The following is a 19,333-nucleotide window of genomic DNA, read 5'->3' on the forward strand; positions in this document are numbered from 1 at the left end:
AGGTTGTCACCCATGTCTTAGGTACAGTTTGTTACCTATGTGTCCGGGCCGGACACGGCTAACCATGGTAGCGGGGGAGGGACTCGAACCCCCGACCCCAGGATTATGATTCCCGTGCTCTAACCAGCTGAGCTACCCCGCCACGGCATCGCGGTGGCGGCAGGCAATGCCGCGGTCGCGAACGCGCGGCATATAAGGAGCGGGTCAACGACCTGTCAAGCAAAGCGAGCCGTCCGGGCAAGCATCTGCAAAATTACGCTATTTCGGCCGGATTGACGGGTCGCCGCCGGGAGTGCCGGGCGGCGGAATCACTGGCGTCTTGCCATCTTCCGGCGTGGGCGCATGGATTTCGGGATCAACGCCCGGGGGCGGACACAATACGCCCTCCGAGCGGGCCAGTTTGTCGCCGAGCGGCTCGGTCCGCTGACCGGTGGTCGTTCCTTCCCGCGCCTTCCCCTCCGGAACCGTCGCGCCGGAATTCGGCGCCGGCTGCATCGGGGCGCAATTGGCGGCCGCGGCGCGGTCGGGCGATGGCGGTGCGGTCTGGGCGGGCGGCGTCGCCGGGCTGGGCGGGGCCTGAGCGCCCGCCATACTCGTAGCCGTCATCAACACACATGAAAGAAGAAGTGCCCGGTAGATTGCCATACCGAGAAAACGGTCCGCGCACGCGGAGGTTCCGCAGTTAGTTCGCCGCTTTTTTGTTTGACGCGTTTTCTTGAGCGAAAACGCGATGCGCTTCACGATTTCCGAAAACGGATCAGCGAAAAATGTCCCATCGGCGGCATCGGCCGCCGCTCGGTCAAGGTGACGCCGCCATGTTTGGCGGCCCAGTTGGTCAGGCGTTCCCACGGAAATTCCGGCCGCCAGCCCAGCCGCCGCGCCAGCGGCGCGAACGCCAGTTCGAACGCGCGGCGCGGACCGGCTTCGGCTCCGATGTGATTGACCAGGATGAGTTCGCCGCCGGGCTTCAGCACGCGGATGAAATCATCCAGCGTGCGTTCCGGATCCGGCACCGCCGTGATCACATATTGCGCCACCACCGCATCGAAGAACGAATCCGGAAACGCCAGGTTCTTGGCGTCCATCACCGCAAGCGCTTCGACATTGGTTAGGCCGAACTCGCGCACGCGCTTGAGCGCCCGCCGCAACATTGGCTCGGAAATGTCGACGCCGCACAATTTCGTGTTGCGCGAATATTCAGACAGCGACAGCCCGGTACCGACGCCGACGTCGAGCACACGTCCGCCGATTTTGTCGGCCTCCGCAATGGTCGATCGGCGGCCCTCGTCGAACACCTTGCCGAAAACCAGATCGTAGACCGGCGCCCAGCGCCCATAAGCTTTTTCGACCCCCTCGCGGTCGATGTCCCCAGCCATTCCCTCTGCCCCGATTTTTTTCTTAAGTGCGCATCACCTCGGCGAGCGGCGCGGCCTTTTCCTGCGCCCCTGCCCTCGTCACCGGATGGCGTGCGGTCGCGCTCCTGATGAATCCGCCGCCGAGCACGCGCGCCTGTCCCGCAGGCGCATCATAGAACACGCAGGCTTGGCCGGGCGATACGCCCTCCTCGCTGGCAACGAGTTCGACTTCATAACCGCCATCGATCGCGCGCAGCCAGGCCGGCTGCGGCGCGCGCGTCGAGCGCACGCGCACGAACATCTCGATGCCGTCGCCGATGACGCGGTCGAGCAGCCCGTCCCCGATCCAGTTGACGTCGCGCAGCAGGATCCGATCCATCCGCAACGCCTCGCGCGGGCCCACCACGACGCGGCGGCTGCTGGCATCGAGCTTGACGACATAGAGCGGCGCGCCGGCCGCAATGCCCAGCCCCTTGCGCTGGCCGACGGTGAAATGAACGATACCTTGATGGCGGCCGATTGTGCGGCCCTCGAGATCGACGATGTCGCCGGGCTCGATCGCGCCGGGCTTGAGGCGGCCGATGATATCCGTGTAGCGCCCGGTCGGCACGAAGCAGATGTCCTGGCTGTCCTGCTTTTCGGCGACTTCGAGGCCGAAGCGCCGCGCCAGTTCGCGCGTCTGCGGCTTGGTCATGTCGCCAAGCGGAAAGCGCAAGTAATCGAGCTGCTCGCGCGTGGTCGCGAACAGGAAATAGCTCTGGTCGCGATCGGAATCCGCGGCGCAGACCATCGCGCGCGATCCGTCGGCAAGCCGGCGCGAGGCGACATAGTGTCCGGTCGCGAGCGCCTGCGCGCCGAGTTCACGCGCGGTCGCCAAGAGATCGCGAAACTTGATCGAGCGGTTGCACTCGATGCACGGCACCGGCGTTTCGCCGAGCGCGTAACTGTCGGCGAAATTGTCGATCACGGATTCGCGGAAGCGGCTTTCGTAGTCGAGCACGTAATGCGGAATGCCGATCCGCTCCGCCACGTTGCGGGCGTCGTGGATGTCCCGTCCCGCGCAGCAGGCCCCCTTGCGATGGGTGGCAGCGCCGTGGTCGTAAAGCTGCAGCGTGATCCCGACCACGTCATAACCTTCGGACTTCAGCAAGGCGGCCGTCACCGAGGAATCGACGCCGCCGGACATGGCGACCACGATCCGTGTGTCCTGAGGACGGCCTTCGAGATCCAAACTGTTTCGCATGCCAGGGGTCATCGACTTCAATCGCGAACGCGCCATGGCGGCTCGCGGCCAGGGTTTAAAAAGCCTTTATGTATAAGGCCTTAAGGCATCATTCGGCCATACCGGGCCGGATCGGGCTTAGCTCTTTAATATAGGCCGTATTCCCGTGAAGCAATCAGCCGATCCCCATTTTGGAGCGTGTCCAGGACGGCAAATCTTGCCGCCGGGCAGAAAAGGCGGCCGCGGTCACGCTCCGAAATCCACTCGCCAATCTTTTAAGTACTTGAAATAACACGATATTTTTTACCGCGGCGGCTGGCCCGGTCCTTGCTGAATGGTAGCCGAGAGCTCAGCGCGAGGGTTACCGTGGTTAGTGTCACGTCAGAAATATCGGCAAATGCATCTTTCCAGAGCGCGGCGGCGAGGTCGGCCCGGCCGGATTCCGATCCGCCCGCCGGGAACGACAGCTTCGCGGCGCTGGTCGACAGCAACACGGCCGCGAGCCAGAACGACCGCGCGCAGGACGCAGCGCCCTCCCCGCGCCGCTCCGACGACGCGCAGTCAGCTTCCGACAACCGTTCGCGCGACAGTGCCGCCGCATCCGACAAGGCCGACAAGGCCGCGCGCAACGATTCGAATAATCGCGACGCCGCGGCCAAGATGCGCGACGACAAGGCACGGAACGACAAGACACGCGACGACGGCAAGGTCGACACCGACACCAACGCCGATGTCGAGACCAAGTCCGCAAAGACCGGCCGCGCCAAATCGAAGTCCGACGCACCGAAGTCCGAGAAGGCCACGTCCGACGAAGCGACGCAGGCGTCTTCCGGCAACACCTCACCAGCGACCGATCAGACTGAACTGGCGCAGGATGGAACGGCCGTGGTAACGGTCGACGCGATTGCCGCCGCCATCCCTGCGGCCGCAACGCCGGAGACGACGGCCCCCGCTGCACCCGCGACCGATAAGGCGACCGCGCCGCTTGCCATCGCGGCGGCTGCGATCGCAGCCGCCGCTTCGCTCGCCGCCGAGACCGCGCCAGCCAGTCCCGCCGGTGAAAGCGCCGAAGCGACCGCCACTACGATCGCGAACGCGAACGCTGCGCAAGGGGACGGGACCAAGACCAATGCGCAGGGCATCGGCCAGGCCGTCAGCGCCCAGGCCACATCCGCCGACCCGTCGGTCACAACCGGCATCGCTCTGGCCGCCTCCGTGGTTGCAACGACACCCGCCGCCACCAAATCGGCAGTGCCGCTCAAGAGCCCGGATCCCGCCCGAAAAGGCGCCACGACGGCGGTCGCGCCAGAGAACACGGCTGGCACCACCGCCGCTGCCGCACCCGCAGCGCCTGCCGCTGACACCATCGTGCCCGCCATCACGCCGCCGACCGAAGCTGCAGGCAAGTTTAAGTCCGAGAATGGCATCGCCGAGACCGTGAAGGCCGACGCCTCGGGCAACTCCATCGTGCCGTCGGCCGCCAGCGCCAACGCGCATTTTGCCGCCCCAGATGTCGTCGGCCAGACGCCGGTCAACGCGTCCGGCAACGGCCTGCAGGCCGCCGGCACGATCCAGACGCAGCAACCGGCCGCTTCCACCACGACGGCGGCTGCCGCTACCCAACTCACCGCCACGGCAGCAACAAGCGCGGCGGTGCCGGTCAGCGGGCTTGCGATGGAAATCGCCGCTTCCGCCAAGAGCGGCAAGACCCGCTTCGAAATCCGGCTCGATCCCGCTGAACTCGGCCGCATCGACGTCCGCATCGATGTCGATCGCCACGGCCAGGTGACGTCTCATCTGACCGTCGAACGGCCGGAAACGCTTTCGATGCTGCGTCAGGACGCCAACCAGTTGCAGCGCGCACTCGACAACGCGGGCCTCTCGACCGGCAACGGCGGCCTGCAGTTCAGTCTGCGCGACCAGTCTTCGCAAGGCCAGAACGACGGCAACCAATCCAATCCAAACGCACATCGCCTCGTCGTCAGTGAGGAAGACAGCGTGCCGGCCGTCGTCGCCGGCCGCAGCTATGGCCGCATGCTCGGTGCGAGCGGCGGCGTCGACATCAGGGTTTAAGGAGATCGCCATGGCAGTCGATGCAGCAACCATGCCGACACCGGTCGTCTCGGCGCCGGGAACCGGCACCGCGACGAGCAACAACACAGCGTCGGAGAGGACGACGGGAATTGCGGATAATTTCCAGACCTTCCTGACGCTGCTGACCACGCAGTTGCAGCACCAGAACCCGCTCGATCCGCTCGACACCAACCAGTTCACCCAGCAGCTCGTGCAGTTCGCCGGCATCGAGCAGCAGCTCAAGTCGAACGAGCAGTTGAAGGCGCTGGTGGAAATCGAGAAGAGCGCCCAGGCGACGCAGGCGCTGGTCTATGTCGGCAACATGGTCGCCGTTGACGGCAGCAAGGCGCAGTTCGACAAATCGGCAACGTGGAATTTCAATTCCGAGAAAGACACCAGCGCGACGATCACGATCACCAATTCGGCGGGACAGACGGCGTATACCGGCAACTATGCGCTGAAGAAGGGCGGCTCCAGTTTCGTCTGGGACGGCAAGGGCAATGACGGCGTGCAGTGGCCGGCCGGCACTTACACCTTGACCGCCACGGGCAAGGACAGTTCGGGCAACAACGTCGCGATTTCCACCGAAGTCCAGGGCATCGTCGATTCGGTCGATCTCAGCGCCTCCCCGCCGCTGCTGTCGATCGGCGGCCAGAGCTACACCACCGACAAAATCAAGCGCGTGGTCCGTCCGACCTCTTCCAGCTAAGCCCGGCCCACTCGCCTCGGTTGATCCACCGCTCCCGGCCCGGCAATCCCTGATTGTACGCAAAAGCGTCACAGGGAACCGGGCCGAAGCCATTTTCGGTCATTTTCAAGGAGATTCGTATTGAAGCCGTAGGCTTAGGCAAATTTTAAGCCGAGGGGCGTAGGTTACCATGGTGAGTTCAGTGGTTGAGAGTTTGTGAGTACGCCATGACAGAACCCCATCGCCCGAGGGTGAAATACGTCATCGGGCCTGACGGCAGTCCGTTAACAATTGCTGACCTGCCCGCGCCAGGCACCAAACGGTGGGTGATCCGTCGCAAAGCCGAAGTTGTCGCTGCGGTCCGTGGTGGCCTGCTCTCCCTCGAGGAAGCCTGCAGCCGCTATACGCTGACCGTCGACGAATTCCTGTCGTGGCAGTTTTCCATCGATCAGCATGGCCTGGCTGGCTTGCGGACCACCCGGATCCAGCAATATCGGCAGTAAACTCTCCCGAACCGAAAGATTTGATGAAAACCGGCTTCGTTTTACGAAGCCGGTTTTTTCATGCCGGAACTATTCGCCGCCGCTTTAAGGGTTGTTAACCATATGGAAACCATCCCCTAGGCAATAATTGCCCAGTCGGTCCCTCGGGCCGAATCCCTGGGGGCGGTTGGTGCAAAGTCTCGTTGCTTTCCTGAAAGGCCTGGGCGCAGCGCGGCTGATGGCCATGGTTGCGGTTACGACCGCGCTGATCGGCTTCTTCGCCTTCGTCATCATGCGCGTCACCACGCCGCAGATGACCACCCTGTTCACCGACCTCTCCTTTGAAGATTCCTCCAGCATCATCAAGGATCTTGAACGCCAGGCCATTCCCTTCGAGCTGCGCAACGAAGGCGCGGTCATCATGGTCCCGAAGGACAAGGTCACGCGGCTGCGGATGAAGCTGGCCGAAAGCAACCTGCCCAAGGGCGGTGGCGTCGGCTACGAGATTTTCGACAAGTCCGACGCGCTGGGCACCACGAGCTTCGTCCAGAACATCAACCATCTGCGCGCGCTGGAGGGCGAACTTGCCCGCACCATCCGCGCCATCGACCGCATCCAGGCCGCCCGCGTCCATCTCGTGCTGCCGGAACGGCCATTGTTCGCCCGCGAGGCGCCGGAGCCGTCGGCTTCGATCGTGGTGCGGGTGCGCGGCAGCCTCGAACCCCCGCAGATCCGCGCCATTCGCCACGTCGTCGCCTCCGCCGTCAACGGGCTGAAGCCGCAGCGGGTGTCGATCGTCGACGAAGCCGGCCGGTTGCTGGCCGACGGCGCCGGCAAGGACCCCGAGATCGCCGTCGGCGACGAGCGCCGCACCGCCTTCGAGAAGCGCATGCGCAACGAAGTCGAGGCGATCGTCTCCTCCGTGGTGGGCCAGGGCCGCGCCCGCGTCCAGCTCACCGCCGACTTCGACTACAACAAGGTCACCCAGACTTCCGACAAGTTCGATCCCGAGGGCCGCGTACTGCGCTCCACCCAGACCCGCGAGGAGTCTTCCCTCACTGCCGAGAACAATGGCCAGGTAACAGTCAACAACGAACTGCCCGGCAATCAAACCAACACCACAGGGCCTGCGGCCCGCGACCAGAGCAAGAAGAGCGAGGAGACCAACAACTACGAGATTTCCCGCACCACCAAGACCGAGGTCACCGAGGCCGGACGGGTCAACCGGATCTCGGTCGCGGTGCTGGTCGACGGCGCCTACACCAAGAACGAAAAAGGCGAAATGGTCTATCAGGACCGTAGCAAGGAGCAGCTCGACCGCATCGCCACGCTGGTGCGCTCGGCGATCGGCTTCGACCAGAAGCGGGGCGATCAGGTCGAGGTCGTCAATCTCCGCTTTGCCGAAGCGCCCTCCGTGCCACCGGTCGTCGAGCCGGGCGGGCTGCTCGGCATGCTGCAGTTCACCAAGGACGACGTCATGTACGTCATCGAGCTTGGTGTCATGATGCTGCTCGGCCTCGTGGTGCTGTTCCTGGTGATCCGTCCGCTGGTCAAGCGCATCCTGGCCGCCGAAGTCGTTCCCGCGCTGACCGAACCGACGCCCGCATTGATCGAGGGCAGCGGTCCAAACGGAGAACTCGGGCCCAATCAGGCCCTGATCGCCGGCACCAGCGGCACCGCCCAGTTGATCGACGTCGCGCAGGTCCAGGGCCAGGTCCACGCCCAGGCCGTGCACAGGGTTGGCGAACTGGCCGAACGTAATCCGAACGAGACCGCCTCCATTGTTCGCCAATGGCTGAGCGAACCCGCCGAGAGCTGACATGGCCGCCGTACCGCAAACCTCAAACGCCAACGACATCACCACCGTCATCTCGGCGCTGGCGAGCCGTCAGAGCAACCGGCCCAAGGGCAAGCCGTTGAGCGGCCCGAAGCGCGCCGCCATCCTGATGCTGGCGCTGGGCGAGCAATATGGCGGCAAGGTGTGGTCGCTGCTGGACGACGACGAGGTGCGCGAACTGTCGATCCACATGTCGACGCTCGGCACCGTCGAGGCCGATGTCGTGGAAGACCTGCTGCTCGAATTCGTCTCGCGGATGTCAGCCTCCGGCGCCCTGATGGGCACCTTCGACGCCACCGAACGGCTATTGCAGCAATATCTGCCCTCCGAGCGCGTCAGCGGCATCATGGATGAAATTCGCGGCCCCGCCGGCCGCAACATGTGGGAGAAGCTCTCCAACGTGCAGGAAGAGGTGCTCGCCAACTACCTCAAGAACGAATACCCGCAGACCATCGCGGTGGTGCTGTCGAAGCTGAAGCCCGAGCACGCCGCGCGCGTGCTGGCGATCCTGCCCGAGGACCTCGCGCTCGATGTGGTCGGCCGCATGTTGAAGATGGAAGCCGTCCAGAAAGAAGTCATCGAGCGCGTCGAGCAGACGCTGCGCACCGAGTTCATGTCCAACCTGTCGCAGACCCGCCGCCGCGACGCCCACGAGGTGATGGCCGAAATCTTCAACAATTTCGACCGCCAGACCGAGACTCGCTTCATCACCTCGCTGGAAGAGGAAAACCGCGAATCCGCCGAGCGCATCAAGGCGCTGATGTTCACCTTCGACGACCTGATCAAGCTCGATTCCGCCTCGGCCCAGACGCTGATGCGCAACATCGACAAGGACAAGCTCGGCATCGCGCTCAAGAGCGCCAATGAAGAGGTGCGCGCCTTCTTCCTCGGCAACATGTCCTCGCGCGCCGGCAAGATGCTGCTGGACGACATGGCCGCGATGGGACCGGTGCGGCTGCGCGACGTCGACGAGGCGCAGGCACTGCTCGTCAACCTCGCCAAGGACATGGCCGCCAAGGGTGAAATCACCCTGACCAAGAACCGCGCCGACGACGAATTGGTATACTGATGGCTGCACCCGCAAAGTTCCTGTTCGACACCGACTTCGCAGCGCCCGACAGGACGCGCGAGCGCGCCGCCACGGCTGCCGAGATCGCGCAGAGGGTCGCGGAGGCCGAGGCACGCGCCTACCGCGCCGGCTACGAGGCGGCCCAGCACGAGGCCAAAGTCGAGAGCGACCGCCGCTCGGCGCTGGCGCTGGAAGAGATCGGCATCGCGATCAAGGGCATCGCCACGCGTTTCTCCGGCATCGAGGCCAGGATGGAAACCGAGGCTGTCGATGTCGCGGTCGCGGTGGCACGCAAGCTGTGTAGCGAGCTGATCGGCCGAGAACCGCTCGGCGAGATCATGGCGCTGGTCAGCGACTGCTTCTCGCATCTGGTCGCCACCCCGCATCTCGTCGTCCGCATCAACGACCAGCTCTACGAGGCCGCCCGTGAGAAGATCGAACGTCAGGCGGCCCAAAGCGGCTTCGAGGGCCGGCTCGTCATCCTGGCCGAACCCGGCATCGCCACCGGCGACTGCCGGATCGAATGGGCCGACGGCGGCGTCGTGCTGGAGCGCGCGGCCATCGAAGCGAAGATCAGCGAACTCGTCGGGCGCTATCTGGCGTCCCGCGATCAGGCCGCAACGTGAAGGCCATGAGGACTGAACCATGAGTGACACCGACGCACAGGTACCGCTACCCGATCTCAACCCCGCGGATGCGCCGCCGGTCGACGATCTCGCCTACAACGAGGACGAACAGGCCTCGCGCATCGCAGCCGACCTCGAGGCCGTATTCGACGTGCCCGTGCAGGTCTCGGCCGTGCTCGGCCGCTCCAAGATGGACGTCGGCGAGCTGTTGAAGCTCGGACCAGGCACCGTGCTCGAACTCGACCGCCGCGTCGGCGAAGCCATCGACATCTACGTCAACAACCGCCTGGTGGCGCGCGGCGAAGTCGTGCTGGTCGAAGACAAGCTCGGCGTGACCATGACGGAAATCATCAAGGCAGAACGCAACTAACAATTTTGGCGATACGCGCGCGTGAGGCGCGAACAGACGGACAGGAGACAGACATGCGGCTTCTCATCGTTGGCACATTGAAGGGCCAGCTCACGACCGCCACCAAGATCGCGATGGAAAACGGAGCTTCGGTGACCCATGCCGAGGCGACCGAACAGGCGATGGCCGTGCTGCGCGGCGGCAAGGGTGCCGACCTGCTGCTGGTCGACGTCGCCCTCGACATCCGCGACCTGGTGATGCGGCTGGAAGCCGAACACATTCACGTGCCGATCGTGGCCTGCGGCATCTCCAACGATGCCCGCGCCGCGGTCGCCGCGATCCATGCCGGCGCCAAGGAATACATCCCGCTGCCGCCGGATCCGGAACTGATCGCCGCCGTGCTTGCTGCCGTCGCCAATGATTCACGTGATCTGGTTTATCGCGATGAAGCCATGGGCAAGGTGATCAAGCTGGCGCAGCAGATCGCGGGCTCCGACGCCTCCGTGATGATCACCGGCGAATCCGGAACCGGCAAGGAAGTGCTGGCGCGTTATGTCCACACCCGCTCGACCCGCGCCAAGCGGCCGTTCATCTCGATCAACTGCGCGGCAATTCCCGAACACCTGCTGGAATCCGAACTGTTCGGCCACGAGAAGGGCGCCTTCACCGGCGCGGTCGCCCGCCGCATCGGCAAATTCGAGGAAGCCACTGGCGGTACGCTGCTGCTCGACGAGATCTCGGAAATGGACGTGCGGCTGCAATCCAAACTGTTGCGCGCGATCCAGGAACGCGTGATCGACCGCGTCGGCGGCACCAAGCCGGTGCCGGTAGACATCCGCATCATCGCGACCTCGAACCGCAACCTCGCAGAAGCCGTGCGCGAAGGCTCCTTCCGCGAGGATCTGCTGTTCCGCCTCAACGTCGTGAACCTGAAGATCCCGCCGCTGCGTGACCGTCCGGCCGACATCCTCGAGCTGGCGCAGCACTTTGCCAAGAAATACGCCGACGCCAACGGCGTGCCGCTGCGCCCCATTTCCGCCGATGCGCGGCGGGTGCTGACATCAAACCGCTGGCAGGGCAACGTTCGCGAGCTGGAAAATACCATCCACCGTTCGGTGCTGATGGCGCAAGGGGATGAGATTGGGCCTGAGGCCATCCTGACCCCCGATGGCGACCGCCTCGACCTCGCCAAGACCGCGCCTGCCGTGGCCCACGCCACCTTTGCCGCCGAACAGGTGACCCGTGCTCTCGTCGGCCGCACCGTCGCCGACGTGGAGCGCGACCTGATCCTGGAGACGCTGAAGCACTGCCTCGGCAACCGCACCCATGCCGCCAACATCCTCGGTATCTCGATCCGCACGCTGCGCAACAAGCTGAACGAATATGCCGACGGCGGGATACCGATTACGCCGGCCGGCGCGGGCGAGCACCAGCGGTTTGTGACGGCGGGGTAGACGCCGTTGCCGTCATTGCGAGCGGAGCGAAGCAATCCATAGCGCCCCAAGCGGAGAGGTGGACTGCTTCGCTACGCTCGCAATGACGCTGAAAGCGCGGAATAACTCGGCGCATCCGGCTTGCGGAAAATGTGAATAGGGTCCCCGGGCTGCAGGTCGCGCCCGGTGAAAACAGCATAGGCATACAGCGCGAGATAGGCGATCGCGATCGCGCCGACACCGTAAAAAACCCAAGTAGCCAATCGCTTCATCAGATCGCCGTACCGCGTTGCGTCATCGGCCGAGGCTAACATAGCGCGCAGTGCCGGCCCAGCCTCTAACCCGCCGCCACTTTCTGCGCCGGCGCGACATTGATCGCGAGCTTGCCGTAGCGATCCGTAAACGCCTCGGTGTCGATCTCCTCGAGCTGGATCGCACCGCTCATCACGCCCAGCTTCCAGGCGTCGTGTTCGGGGTCGTTCTGGAATTCGGGCATCACCTCTTTGGCGAACAGTTCCAGCGACTCGCAGATGTGCTCATGGGTATTCTTGCCCGCCTGATTGAGCAGGATCACCTGGTCGATGTGGGATGAGCGGAAACGTCTTAGCTTTTTGCGGATGGTTTCCGGCGACCCGATCAGGCCGCCGCGCAGCGCCGCCTCCTGCGCCTCGGGATTTTCACGCTTCCATTTGTTGTACTCGTCCCACATGTTGACGGTGCCGGGGTCGGGACGCTGGCGGTTCTGCGAGGCGCCGTAATAGCGCAGCGCGAACTGGAAGAAGGTGGCGCCGTCGGCACGGGCCCTGGCCTCTTCATCGGTCTTGGCGCACATGAAGAACGAGACCAGCGCCATGTTCGGGTTGATCTCGTAGTCCGCAAGTTTCTTCAGCCGCTTGGTGATCGCGTTGTAGTAGGCATGCACCCAGGCATGCGCCGCCTCCGCGCTGACGAACTGGAAGCCAAGCGCGCCAAAACCGTTCTGGCCGGCGCGTTCGATGGTCGGCAATTGCGAGCACGCCATCCACAGCGGCGGATGCGGCTTCTGAACGGGCTTAGGCACCACATTGCGCAAGGGGATATCGAAATACTTGCCGTGATGCTCGGTGCCGACCTTGGTGAACATCGGGAAGATCGCCTGAACCGCCTCCTCGAACACCTCGCGCTTGGTCTCCATGTCGCGGCCGAACGGCGTCAGTTCGGTGATGGAGGCACTCTCGCCCATGCCGAATTCGCAGCGGCCGTTGCTGAGCAAATCAAGCACCGCGACGCGTTCGGCGACGCGCGCGGGATGGTTGGTGGTGAGCTGGAAAATGCCGTGGCCAAGCCGGATATTTCTGGTGCGCTGGCTGGCGGCGGCGAGAAAGGATTCTGGCGCGGGCGAGTGCGAATATTCTTCCAGGAAATGGTGTTCGACCACCCAGGCATAGTCATAGCCGAGCCGGTCGGCGGTCTCGAGTTGCGTCAGCGCATTTTGGTAGAGCCGGAGTTCGTCGCCCTCTTCCCAGGGGCGCGGCAGTTGCAGCTCGTAAAAAATGCCGAATTTCATGACGCCTCCCAAGACTGTTTGTTCAAGACCGTTTGTTGTTTTCGGGCAGTGTATGCTCCGCAAATCGCAAGTCTAGCCTTGGTCGCGAAGGGACAATTCCGCGTCACGGAAGTTGTCTTGCATGGAACGCGCGAATGGTTAGCTTTACAGTCCGTTGAGTCGCGGCCTTCCGCCTGCTCTTCTCTCCATCTGGACCCCATGACCATTTTTACGCCGCATCAGGATTCCGCGTTGAAGGCCGTTGCCGAATGGCTGAAGGCCAAGCCGGGCCGCAACGGCACGCCGCCGGTGTTCCGCCTGTTCGGCTATGCCGGCACCGGCAAGACCACGTTGGCGCGGCACATCGCCGAGGGCGTCGACGGCGAGGTCAAATACGCCGCCTTCACCGGCAAGGCGGCGCTGGTGATGCGCAACAAGGGTTGCGACAACGCCTCCACCATCCATTCGCTGATCTATCGCGCCAAGGAATCCGGCGTCGAGCAGCCGAGCTTTGAATTGTGGGACGACGCGCCGGCTTCGAAGGCGAAGCTGATCGTGATCGACGAATGTTCGATGGTCGACGCCGAACTCGGCCGCGACCTGATGTCGTTCGACTGTCCACTGCTCGTGCTCGGCGACCCCGCGCAGTTGCCGCCGATCCAGGGCGGCGGCTTCTTCACCAATTGCGAGCCCGACGCGATGCTGACGGAGGTGCACCGGCAGGCGCAGGACGATCCGATCGTGCGGATGTCGATGGACATTCGCGAGGGCCGCGAGCTCGAAATCGGCCGCCACGGCGAGAGTGAAGTGGTGCCGCGCAGCGAGCTCGATCCCGACCGCGTCATGAGCGCCGACCAGGTGCTGGTCGGCCGCAACCACACCCGCCGCGCTTACAACATGCGGATACGGCAGAAGCAGAGTATCGAGGATCCCCTGCCGGTTGCCGGTGACAAGCTTGTCTGCCTGCGCAACAACCGCAAGAAGGGCCTGTTCAACGGCGGACTGTGGCGGGTGAAGTCGCGCACCCAGCCGCGATCGAAATCGCAGATCCTGACCATGCGGCTGTCGCCCGACGAAGAGTTCGGCCACAAGGTCACCAAGGTCTCGGTGCGACACGATTGCTTCCAGGGCGGGATCGAGGCGATCCCGTGGGAGCAGCGCAAACCCTATGACGAGTTCGACTATGGCTACGTGCTCACCGTGCACAAATCGCAGGGCTCGCAATGGGACGACGTCGTGCTGTTCGACGAGAGTTTTGCGTTCCAAGACAGCCGAGCGAGATGGCTGTACACGGGGATTACGCGCGCGGCGAAGCGGCTGAGCGTGGTGGTGTGAGCCGAGTCATTCCAGGGCGCGAAGCGAACTATGGTGCGCACTTGCGCACCTGAGAATCTCGAGATCCCCGATGCGCAGTTGCGCATCTGAGGGCTGGTGCTTACGCACCATCCCGAAATGACGCTGGCGCGTCACCTCCCCGCCACGAAGGAGAAATCCTCGCGTCCCGGCAATGAGCCGTAGGTGAACGGCTGCTGCGTGCGGTCAGGCCCGCACTGGTCAAGTGACCGAGATCACCTCTCCAAATACTCGGGGCAGATGACCCTGTTCACGAACTCGTGTGGCGCACGCCGTAATAATTCGCAGCCAGAGCCGTATCTTGGGCATCGGCGAGAACTGAGCCGATTGCGAAACGCCAGTCCCGCTCTAGACTGCCCCAACCAACGCCGAAAGAGGAAACCATGTCCCCTCGCCATTTCAGCCGCCTGTCGCTCGCCGCTGCCGCCATCGGCACGCTGGCCGTCACGGCCTTTGCCGCCGCGCCTGCGCGCGCCTCGGAAGAGGCCGTCGTCATTCCAGCCCCTGCCGTCGACGTTCAGGCTGCCGACGGCATCCAGACCGCCGTGATCGCCGGCGGCTGCTTCTGGGGCGTGCAGGGCGTGTATCAGCACACCGCCGGCGTGCTCAACGCGGTGAGCGGCTATTCCGGCGGCAGCAAGATGACCGCGAACTACACCATGATCGGCACCGGAACGACGGGACACGCCGAGGCGGTTGAGATCAAGTACGATCCGAAGAAGATCAGCTACGGCAAGATACTGCAGATCTTCTTCTCGGTCGTGCACGACCCGACGCAATTGAACCGCCAGGGCCCGGACATCGGCACGCAATATCGCTCGGCGATCTTCACCATCAATGACGAGCAGAAGAAGGTGGCAGAGGCCTATATCGCCCAGCTCAACGCCGCCAAGGTCTACAAGAAGCCGATCGCGACCAAGGTCGGCCCGCTGCAGGCGTTCTACCCGGCGGAAGACTATCACCAGGACTACCTGACGCTGCACCCGAACCAGCCCTATATTGTCTTCAACGACATCCCGAAGATCGAGAACCTGAAGAAGATCTTTGCGGAGAACTACATCGAGAAGCCGACGCTGGTGCGCAACGCGAAGGCTACCAATTAAGGAGGGCAAATGTCCGAGACCAAGACATCCGGCAAGGTCGTCAAGAGCGAGGCCGAATGGCGCAAGGAATTGACGCCGATGCAGTACGCCGTGCTGCGCGAGAAGGCGACCGAGCGGCCGTTCTCGGGCGAGTATGAGCACGAGCACCGCAAGGGCACCTATACCTGCGCCGGCTGCGGCCAGACGCTGTTCGAATCCGATGCCAAGTTCGATTCCGGATGCGGCTGGCCGAGCTTTACGCAGCCTGCGGTGGACAGCCATATCGATGAGGAGCGCGATTTCAGCCACGGCATGATCCGCACCGAGGTGTTGTGCTCGAAATGTAATGGCCATCTCGGCCACGTCTTCAACGACGGCCCCGGCCCGACCGGCCTGCGCTACTGCATCAATTCGGCGGCCTTGAAGCTGCAGCCGAAATAAGCCCCGAGCAATGTCGCTTGGAACGATACTCATCATCGTTCTAATTATTGTCCTGCTGGGCGGCTTTTCCGGCCGTTTCGGCGGCTATGGCTATGGCAGGGGCCATTCCGCGATGGGCTCGGTGGCGTGATTTTAATCGTGCTTCTGATCCTGGTCCCTGCCCGGCAAGCAGTAAGCCATGGAACCCATTGAAATAACTTGATTTAATTTGCACCTCCCGCAGCCATGCGTGGATTCATCATCACCCCCGATGTCGGGCTTCAGGGGTCGCATTTTCGTCAAAGAAGCTTATATTGGGGCCTGAAATGACGTGCACGGCGTGGCCCCCACTGTGGCCCACCGTCATCCAATCCCCATTGCTCACACGAAGAGAGCCGAAAAAGATTGAGGTCACCGTCCATGCGTCCATTCAGCTACAACACCGCCGCCGAACTGTTTCCCGCCGCGATCCGCAAGAAGAAGCGGGCCGGCTTTGCCTATCGGCGTTTTGGCACCGCGGCGGAAGCAGTTCGCTTCGCGATCGAGGAGCTGCCTGCGGACTCGCTGAATGGCGCCTATCTCCAGGTCGAGGAAGCCCGCTTTGACCAGAGCGGTATCCGCTCGCTCTATGAGAGCGAGGCGTTCCCGCTGCCGCGCCGTCCGCGCCCGGCCGCCACCGACGACAAGGCCGACGCCGCCTAAAGCTTCCACTTTTTAAACAGCGCGCCCCCGGAAATCATTTCGGGGGCGTTTTTCTTTAGCGCGGCTGCTTATCGAGCCAGCGCTTGAGCATGCGCACATTGCGGACGTTGGCGCGGAACATGACGTCGAAGGCGTCGCCTGCGACTGGCACCAGGCCAACCGCGCCATCAACCGCAACATTGGCCAGCATCCGCGCCGTGATGTGCCAGGGGGCGCCAAGCGCGCGCGCCTCGCGCACCACCCACAGCGAAATCGCCGTCGTGATAATGTCGCCGACAACCGGGATCAGGCCGATCAGCCCGTCGATGCCATAACGGAAATTGGTGCCGGGCACGATGAAGGCGACGTCGAGCAATTTGGCGATGGCATCGAGCCGCGCGATCCGCTGCTCGCGCGTCAGCTCGCCGAACGGATTGGCGGCGGAATGACCGAAATCGAACCGCATTCCCTCGAACCGCGTATGCAGGTTCGGCTCGGGGAGTTCGCGCCCCTCCTGGTCGATGACCGGCCCACGTCCGGGCGCGCGCGTCCGGGACGATGGTCCGGAACGCGAACGGGGCGGCGTAAAGATATCGTCGTCTGGCATGGCCATCAGATGGTAACGCGAATGCGAGGCGCAAGTTGCGTCATGCGGTCGCTGCTTTGCGTGGGTCGGATCCGAAAGGTCAGCGCTGTCATCATCCGGCAACGGATCTGGAATGGTGGGCATGACGCAGATGCGCCTTTGCTCGTGCCGGGCTTTTCCTGACATCCCCGAACGAAGCATGATTCTAATATGCGGTTGCGCGCGAAGCAGGTGGGATGCGCGCAGCGGGCCGACCCGTCATTGAGACGCCTTCGGACAAATCAACGGCACGAAGTGAAGACAGATGAAGAAATTCGTCCAGCTCGCAACTGGTTTGTTTCTCGCACTGGGAAGCGCGGCGATCGTGGCCTACGCGATGGCGCACCTCGCGCAACATAGCCTGGGCTTGCCCCGATCCATACTTCGAGAGCAGGCGCTGATCTTCGCGGCTATTCTCTTTGGCCTTGTCACGATCGAGTTCCTCGCAAGCCGAGAGAAATAGCAGGGTAGCCGACGATGAGGATCATAGACCTGGCTGTTGCCGTCATCTTCTTTATCGCAAGTGCCGGCGTGACCGCACTCCTGATGGCCGTGTTCATTCACTACGGATTGGGCGTCCCGCCGGCGGCATTGAGGACGAATGCCCTCATCTCGGCCGGCGCCCTCAGCGTCGTGCTCCTGGTAGCGATGGCGGGGGCGCACGAGAGCGAGGACTAGTTCGCAAACAATCACGATCTGGGTGCTGCAGGGAACGGGGGCTGGAATGTTCGGTGGCAGGACAATCGATAATCGACCTTTGGCGTATTGCGCTCCTTGCTCGGAAAGGACGCCGCACCGATACGAACGATGGGGCGTCAACGGACGTCTCACATCGAAAGCCATCTGCCTGGTCTGCAACAATGATTCGCGCGGCGGCGCGGGTCACACCAGCGCCACCGAAATCGCATCCGCAAAAGCAGGCATAGTGTGAGCATCATTGCCATTGACAGGTTTTTCCTGACGCGCCGGCGCAAGATTGCATTCTAGGATGGCGATCATTCGTGGGGCACGTGCACAATGGGACGAGGAGCAGGAAGGGTGGGTCGAACCAAACACAAATTGATCAAGCTGTCTCGGGCCGAGCTGCTGCATGAGCGGGCCGTCTTCTGCAAGCGTCTGGCGATTGGCGCGGCCGATCCAGGATTTGCCGAAAAACTTCAGATACTGGTCGACGAATATGAGGCCGAGGCCGCGCAGGCAGCATTGCAAGCCAGCCCGCAGCCTGGATTCGGCGAGGCCCTCAACACCCGGCCGCAGCATCAGACAGGTTGACGGATTGCAGTATATGCGGCGTGGCGGCGATATCGCCACTCGGAGAGTCTCTGGTTCGGTGATTCCGGCATCCGTGTCGATCGACACACAACATCAGCCCACGGCATGGCAACGCGATACGTTCCCGACGACGTGCGGGACTTCATATTGAAGCACATCGCTTCGGTGGCGCAGATCGAGGCGCTGCTTCTGATCTGGTCCAGCCCGGAAGAGCGATGGGGACTGCGCCAGATTGCGGCCCGCATCCATGCCAGCGACACGGAAACCGAAAGCGCGCTGGCCGGGCTTTGCACTGACGGGCTACTGGTTTGCGAGGCTGGAGTCTTCAAGTTGAGAACCTCAGCGGAAAACGCCGAGATGATCCGAAGGCTTCAGGAAGTCTACGCCCGCTACCTTGTTGCGGTGACTGACGTCATCCATGGCAAATCGCGCGACATGTTCCGGGCCGCCGATGCGTCCGGACCTGGAAAGGACCAATGAAGGTGCGAAGGATTCCCTGCAAGATGGCAGGCTGGAGTGCGTTCCTGACGGCTTTGTTCATGGTCCAGCCGTGCATGGCCCAGAAGCTTCATTCTTACGAACCGCTGATGATGGATCCATACTCCACCATCTACGTCGATGACGGCTCCTGTTCGGCTGGCAAGGTCTTGAAGGTGCAGGGCGCAGCGAAGAATCATCGCCGGAAAAAGAGCTGCGTGCCGCTGAGTGATCTGCAGCCCGGCACGCGCTCAGAATCGGCGAAGTAGCCCAGCGGCAGGGCAAAGCCGTCGTCCCGGCTTCGAACGCCATGGGCCGCGGACCTTCATCCGCGGCCCCAGGACCTGTCCTATGGGCAGGGATGCCGATAGCCGTCGTATCCGAGATAAGTGCCGGATGCTGGATCATAGGAGCGGTATCGTTGCGCGCAGTAGGCGACCGCATCATTTGCCCGGGCCTGACTATTGGCGATGGCGCCTCCGATAATAGCGCCAGCGGCCAGTCCGCCGAGCACAGCCGCGCCGGTGCCGTGGTGGCGTCGATGCCAGCCGTGGCGGTGGTAGTACGGCCCACGATGCCAGCGGCGGTACTGCACGGCCTCGACCGGCGGAACCGATGCGGCCAGCCGCTCTGCCCCGGCCACCGCCATCGTCGGCGACGCCCCGGCCGGCTGGAGCGGGATCAAGGGCGATATTCCGAGCACAATTGCTGCCGAGACAATTTTCCACGATTTCATCTGATTGCTCCTGTTCTGCGCTCTTGTC

At 63.3% G+C, this 19,333-nt stretch carries 24 protein-coding genes, 1 tRNA gene and 1 pseudogene; 18 read left to right on the forward strand and 8 right to left on the reverse strand.

Features of this window, described 5'->3' with window-relative positions:
• Positions 1 to 65: 65 nt before the first annotated feature.
• The 4 genes from KJQ96_RS18025 to mnmA form a co-directional block, all read right to left on the reverse strand.
• A tRNA-Met gene (locus KJQ96_RS18025) sits at positions 66 to 142 on the reverse strand.
• A gap of 116 nt (positions 143 to 258) precedes the next feature.
• Positions 259 to 645: a hypothetical protein gene (locus tag KJQ96_RS18030; protein WP_213288152.1), complete on the reverse strand. Its 387-nt coding sequence runs from the start codon at positions 643 to 645 to the stop codon at positions 259 to 261.
• A 92-nt stretch (positions 646 to 737) separates the two neighbouring features.
• A complete protein-coding gene (locus KJQ96_RS18035) occupies positions 738 to 1,376 on the reverse strand; it encodes a class I SAM-dependent methyltransferase (RefSeq protein WP_213287928.1) in 639 nt (212 codons plus the stop codon).
• 22 nt (positions 1,377 to 1,398) lie between these two features.
• Complete coding sequence (mnmA, locus tag KJQ96_RS18040) at positions 1,399 to 2,598, reverse strand: tRNA 2-thiouridine(34) synthase MnmA (protein WP_213287929.1); 1,200 nt, start codon at positions 2,596 to 2,598, stop codon at positions 1,399 to 1,401.
• A gap of 345 nt (positions 2,599 to 2,943) precedes the next feature.
• Here mnmA and KJQ96_RS41750 point away from each other — a divergent pair, with 345 nt between their 5' ends.
• The 8 genes from KJQ96_RS41750 to KJQ96_RS18080 all read left to right on the forward strand — a co-directional run bounded on the left by KJQ96_RS41750 (position 2,944) and on the right by KJQ96_RS18080 (position 11,155).
• Positions 2,944 to 4,650 (forward strand): flagellar hook-length control protein FliK, encoded by a 1,707-nt coding sequence (locus KJQ96_RS41750; RefSeq protein ID WP_213287930.1) that lies wholly within the window; start codon positions 2,944 to 2,946, stop codon positions 4,648 to 4,650.
• 10 nt (positions 4,651 to 4,660) lie between these two features.
• The gene (locus KJQ96_RS18050; RefSeq protein ID WP_213287931.1) at positions 4,661 to 5,359 is read left to right on the forward strand and encodes a flagellar hook assembly protein FlgD; all 699 of its coding nucleotides are present in this window, start codon (positions 4,661 to 4,663) and stop codon (positions 5,357 to 5,359) included.
• Positions 5,360 to 5,565: 206 nt separating this feature from the next.
• Entirely contained in the window at positions 5,566 to 5,841 is a 276-nt protein-coding gene (locus KJQ96_RS18055) for a DUF1153 domain-containing protein (RefSeq protein ID WP_002714638.1), read from the forward strand.
• A 169-nt stretch (positions 5,842 to 6,010) separates the two neighbouring features.
• Positions 6,011 to 7,639 carry a flagellar basal-body MS-ring/collar protein FliF gene (gene fliF, locus KJQ96_RS18060; RefSeq protein ID WP_213287932.1) on the forward strand — a complete coding sequence of 543 codons (1,629 nt, stop codon included), beginning with the start codon at positions 6,011 to 6,013 and terminating at the stop codon, positions 7,637 to 7,639.
• A gap of 1 nt (position 7,640) precedes the next feature.
• The gene (gene fliG, locus KJQ96_RS18065; RefSeq protein ID WP_213287933.1) at positions 7,641 to 8,726 is read left to right on the forward strand and encodes a flagellar motor switch protein FliG; all 1,086 of its coding nucleotides are present in this window, start codon (positions 7,641 to 7,643) and stop codon (positions 8,724 to 8,726) included.
• Positions 8,726 to 9,352, forward strand: coding sequence for a FliH/SctL family protein (locus KJQ96_RS18070; protein WP_213287934.1), 627 nt, complete (start codon positions 8,726 to 8,728; stop codon positions 9,350 to 9,352). The genes fliG and KJQ96_RS18070 overlap by 1 nt, the downstream gene beginning before the upstream one ends.
• Before the next feature lie 19 nt (positions 9,353 to 9,371).
• Positions 9,372 to 9,722 (forward strand): flagellar motor switch protein FliN, encoded by a 351-nt coding sequence (gene fliN / locus KJQ96_RS18075; RefSeq protein WP_213287935.1) that lies wholly within the window; start codon positions 9,372 to 9,374, stop codon positions 9,720 to 9,722.
• 53 nt (positions 9,723 to 9,775) lie between these two features.
• The gene (locus tag KJQ96_RS18080; protein WP_213287936.1) at positions 9,776 to 11,155 is read left to right on the forward strand and encodes a sigma-54-dependent Fis family transcriptional regulator; all 1,380 of its coding nucleotides are present in this window, start codon (positions 9,776 to 9,778) and stop codon (positions 11,153 to 11,155) included.
• A gap of 71 nt (positions 11,156 to 11,226) precedes the next feature.
• On the opposite strand, the gene KJQ96_RS18085 is transcribed toward KJQ96_RS18080, so the two are convergent.
• Both KJQ96_RS18085 and KJQ96_RS18090 read right to left on the reverse strand, forming a co-directional pair.
• A complete protein-coding gene (locus KJQ96_RS18085; RefSeq protein WP_057847192.1) occupies positions 11,227 to 11,406 on the reverse strand; it encodes a hypothetical protein in 180 nt (59 codons plus the stop codon).
• A gap of 65 nt (positions 11,407 to 11,471) precedes the next feature.
• Entirely contained in the window at positions 11,472 to 12,680 is a 1,209-nt protein-coding gene (locus KJQ96_RS18090; protein ID WP_213287937.1) for an LLM class flavin-dependent oxidoreductase, read from the reverse strand.
• Between the two features lie 198 nt (positions 12,681 to 12,878).
• Here KJQ96_RS18090 and KJQ96_RS18095 point away from each other — a divergent pair, with 198 nt between their 5' ends.
• The 5 genes and pseudogenes from KJQ96_RS18095 to KJQ96_RS18115 all read left to right on the forward strand — a co-directional run bounded on the left by KJQ96_RS18095 (position 12,879) and on the right by KJQ96_RS18115 (position 16,216).
• Positions 12,879 to 13,994 (forward strand): ATP-dependent RecD-like DNA helicase, encoded by a 1,116-nt coding sequence (locus tag KJQ96_RS18095; protein WP_213287938.1) that lies wholly within the window; start codon positions 12,879 to 12,881, stop codon positions 13,992 to 13,994.
• Positions 13,995 to 14,395: 401 nt separating this feature from the next.
• Positions 14,396 to 15,115, forward strand: coding sequence for a peptide-methionine (S)-S-oxide reductase MsrA (gene msrA, locus KJQ96_RS18100; protein WP_213287939.1), 720 nt, complete (start codon positions 14,396 to 14,398; stop codon positions 15,113 to 15,115).
• A gap of 9 nt (positions 15,116 to 15,124) precedes the next feature.
• The gene (gene msrB / locus KJQ96_RS18105; protein WP_213287940.1) at positions 15,125 to 15,535 is read left to right on the forward strand and encodes a peptide-methionine (R)-S-oxide reductase MsrB; all 411 of its coding nucleotides are present in this window, start codon (positions 15,125 to 15,127) and stop codon (positions 15,533 to 15,535) included.
• Between the two features lie 10 nt (positions 15,536 to 15,545).
• Positions 15,546 to 15,727, forward strand: a pseudogene (locus KJQ96_RS18110) (DUF3309 family protein).
• Positions 15,728 to 15,934: 207 nt separating this feature from the next.
• Positions 15,935 to 16,216 (forward strand): hypothetical protein, encoded by a 282-nt coding sequence (locus KJQ96_RS18115; RefSeq protein ID WP_057842144.1) that lies wholly within the window; start codon positions 15,935 to 15,937, stop codon positions 16,214 to 16,216.
• Positions 16,217 to 16,271: 55 nt separating this feature from the next.
• On the opposite strand, the gene KJQ96_RS18120 is transcribed toward KJQ96_RS18115, so the two are convergent.
• On the reverse strand, positions 16,272 to 16,808 hold the full coding sequence (locus tag KJQ96_RS18120; protein WP_213287941.1) for a DUF4112 domain-containing protein: 537 nt from the start codon (positions 16,806 to 16,808) through the stop codon (positions 16,272 to 16,274).
• Positions 16,809 to 17,085: 277 nt separating this feature from the next.
• Between KJQ96_RS18120 and KJQ96_RS18125 the strand changes: the two genes are divergently transcribed.
• The 5 genes from KJQ96_RS18125 (at position 17,086) to KJQ96_RS18145 (ending at position 18,838) form a co-directional block, all read left to right on the forward strand.
• Positions 17,086 to 17,283 carry a hypothetical protein gene (locus KJQ96_RS18125; RefSeq protein ID WP_213287942.1) on the forward strand — a complete coding sequence of 66 codons (198 nt, stop codon included), beginning with the start codon at positions 17,086 to 17,088 and terminating at the stop codon, positions 17,281 to 17,283.
• A 14-nt stretch (positions 17,284 to 17,297) separates the two neighbouring features.
• The gene (locus KJQ96_RS18130; RefSeq protein ID WP_213287943.1) at positions 17,298 to 17,498 is read left to right on the forward strand and encodes a hypothetical protein; all 201 of its coding nucleotides are present in this window, start codon (positions 17,298 to 17,300) and stop codon (positions 17,496 to 17,498) included.
• A gap of 381 nt (positions 17,499 to 17,879) precedes the next feature.
• Positions 17,880 to 18,092, forward strand: coding sequence for a hypothetical protein (locus KJQ96_RS18135; RefSeq protein ID WP_213287944.1), 213 nt, complete (start codon positions 17,880 to 17,882; stop codon positions 18,090 to 18,092).
• Between the two features lie 105 nt (positions 18,093 to 18,197).
• The gene (locus tag KJQ96_RS18140; protein WP_213287945.1) at positions 18,198 to 18,572 is read left to right on the forward strand and encodes a hypothetical protein; all 375 of its coding nucleotides are present in this window, start codon (positions 18,198 to 18,200) and stop codon (positions 18,570 to 18,572) included.
• Complete coding sequence (locus tag KJQ96_RS18145; protein WP_249734187.1) at positions 18,569 to 18,838, forward strand: DUF6719 family protein; 270 nt, start codon at positions 18,569 to 18,571, stop codon at positions 18,836 to 18,838. Before KJQ96_RS18140 ends, KJQ96_RS18145 begins: the two co-directional genes overlap by 4 nt.
• Positions 18,839 to 18,918: 80 nt before the next feature.
• On the opposite strand, the gene KJQ96_RS18150 is transcribed toward KJQ96_RS18145, so the two are convergent.
• Positions 18,919 to 19,305: a BA14K family protein gene (locus KJQ96_RS18150; RefSeq protein ID WP_213287946.1), complete on the reverse strand. Its 387-nt coding sequence runs from the start codon at positions 19,303 to 19,305 to the stop codon at positions 18,919 to 18,921.
• Positions 19,306 to 19,333 lie beyond the last annotated feature (28 nt).

Source organism: Bradyrhizobium sp. sGM-13 (genome assembly GCF_018398875.1).
Taxonomy (GTDB): Bacteria; Pseudomonadota; Alphaproteobacteria; order Rhizobiales; family Xanthobacteraceae; genus Bradyrhizobium.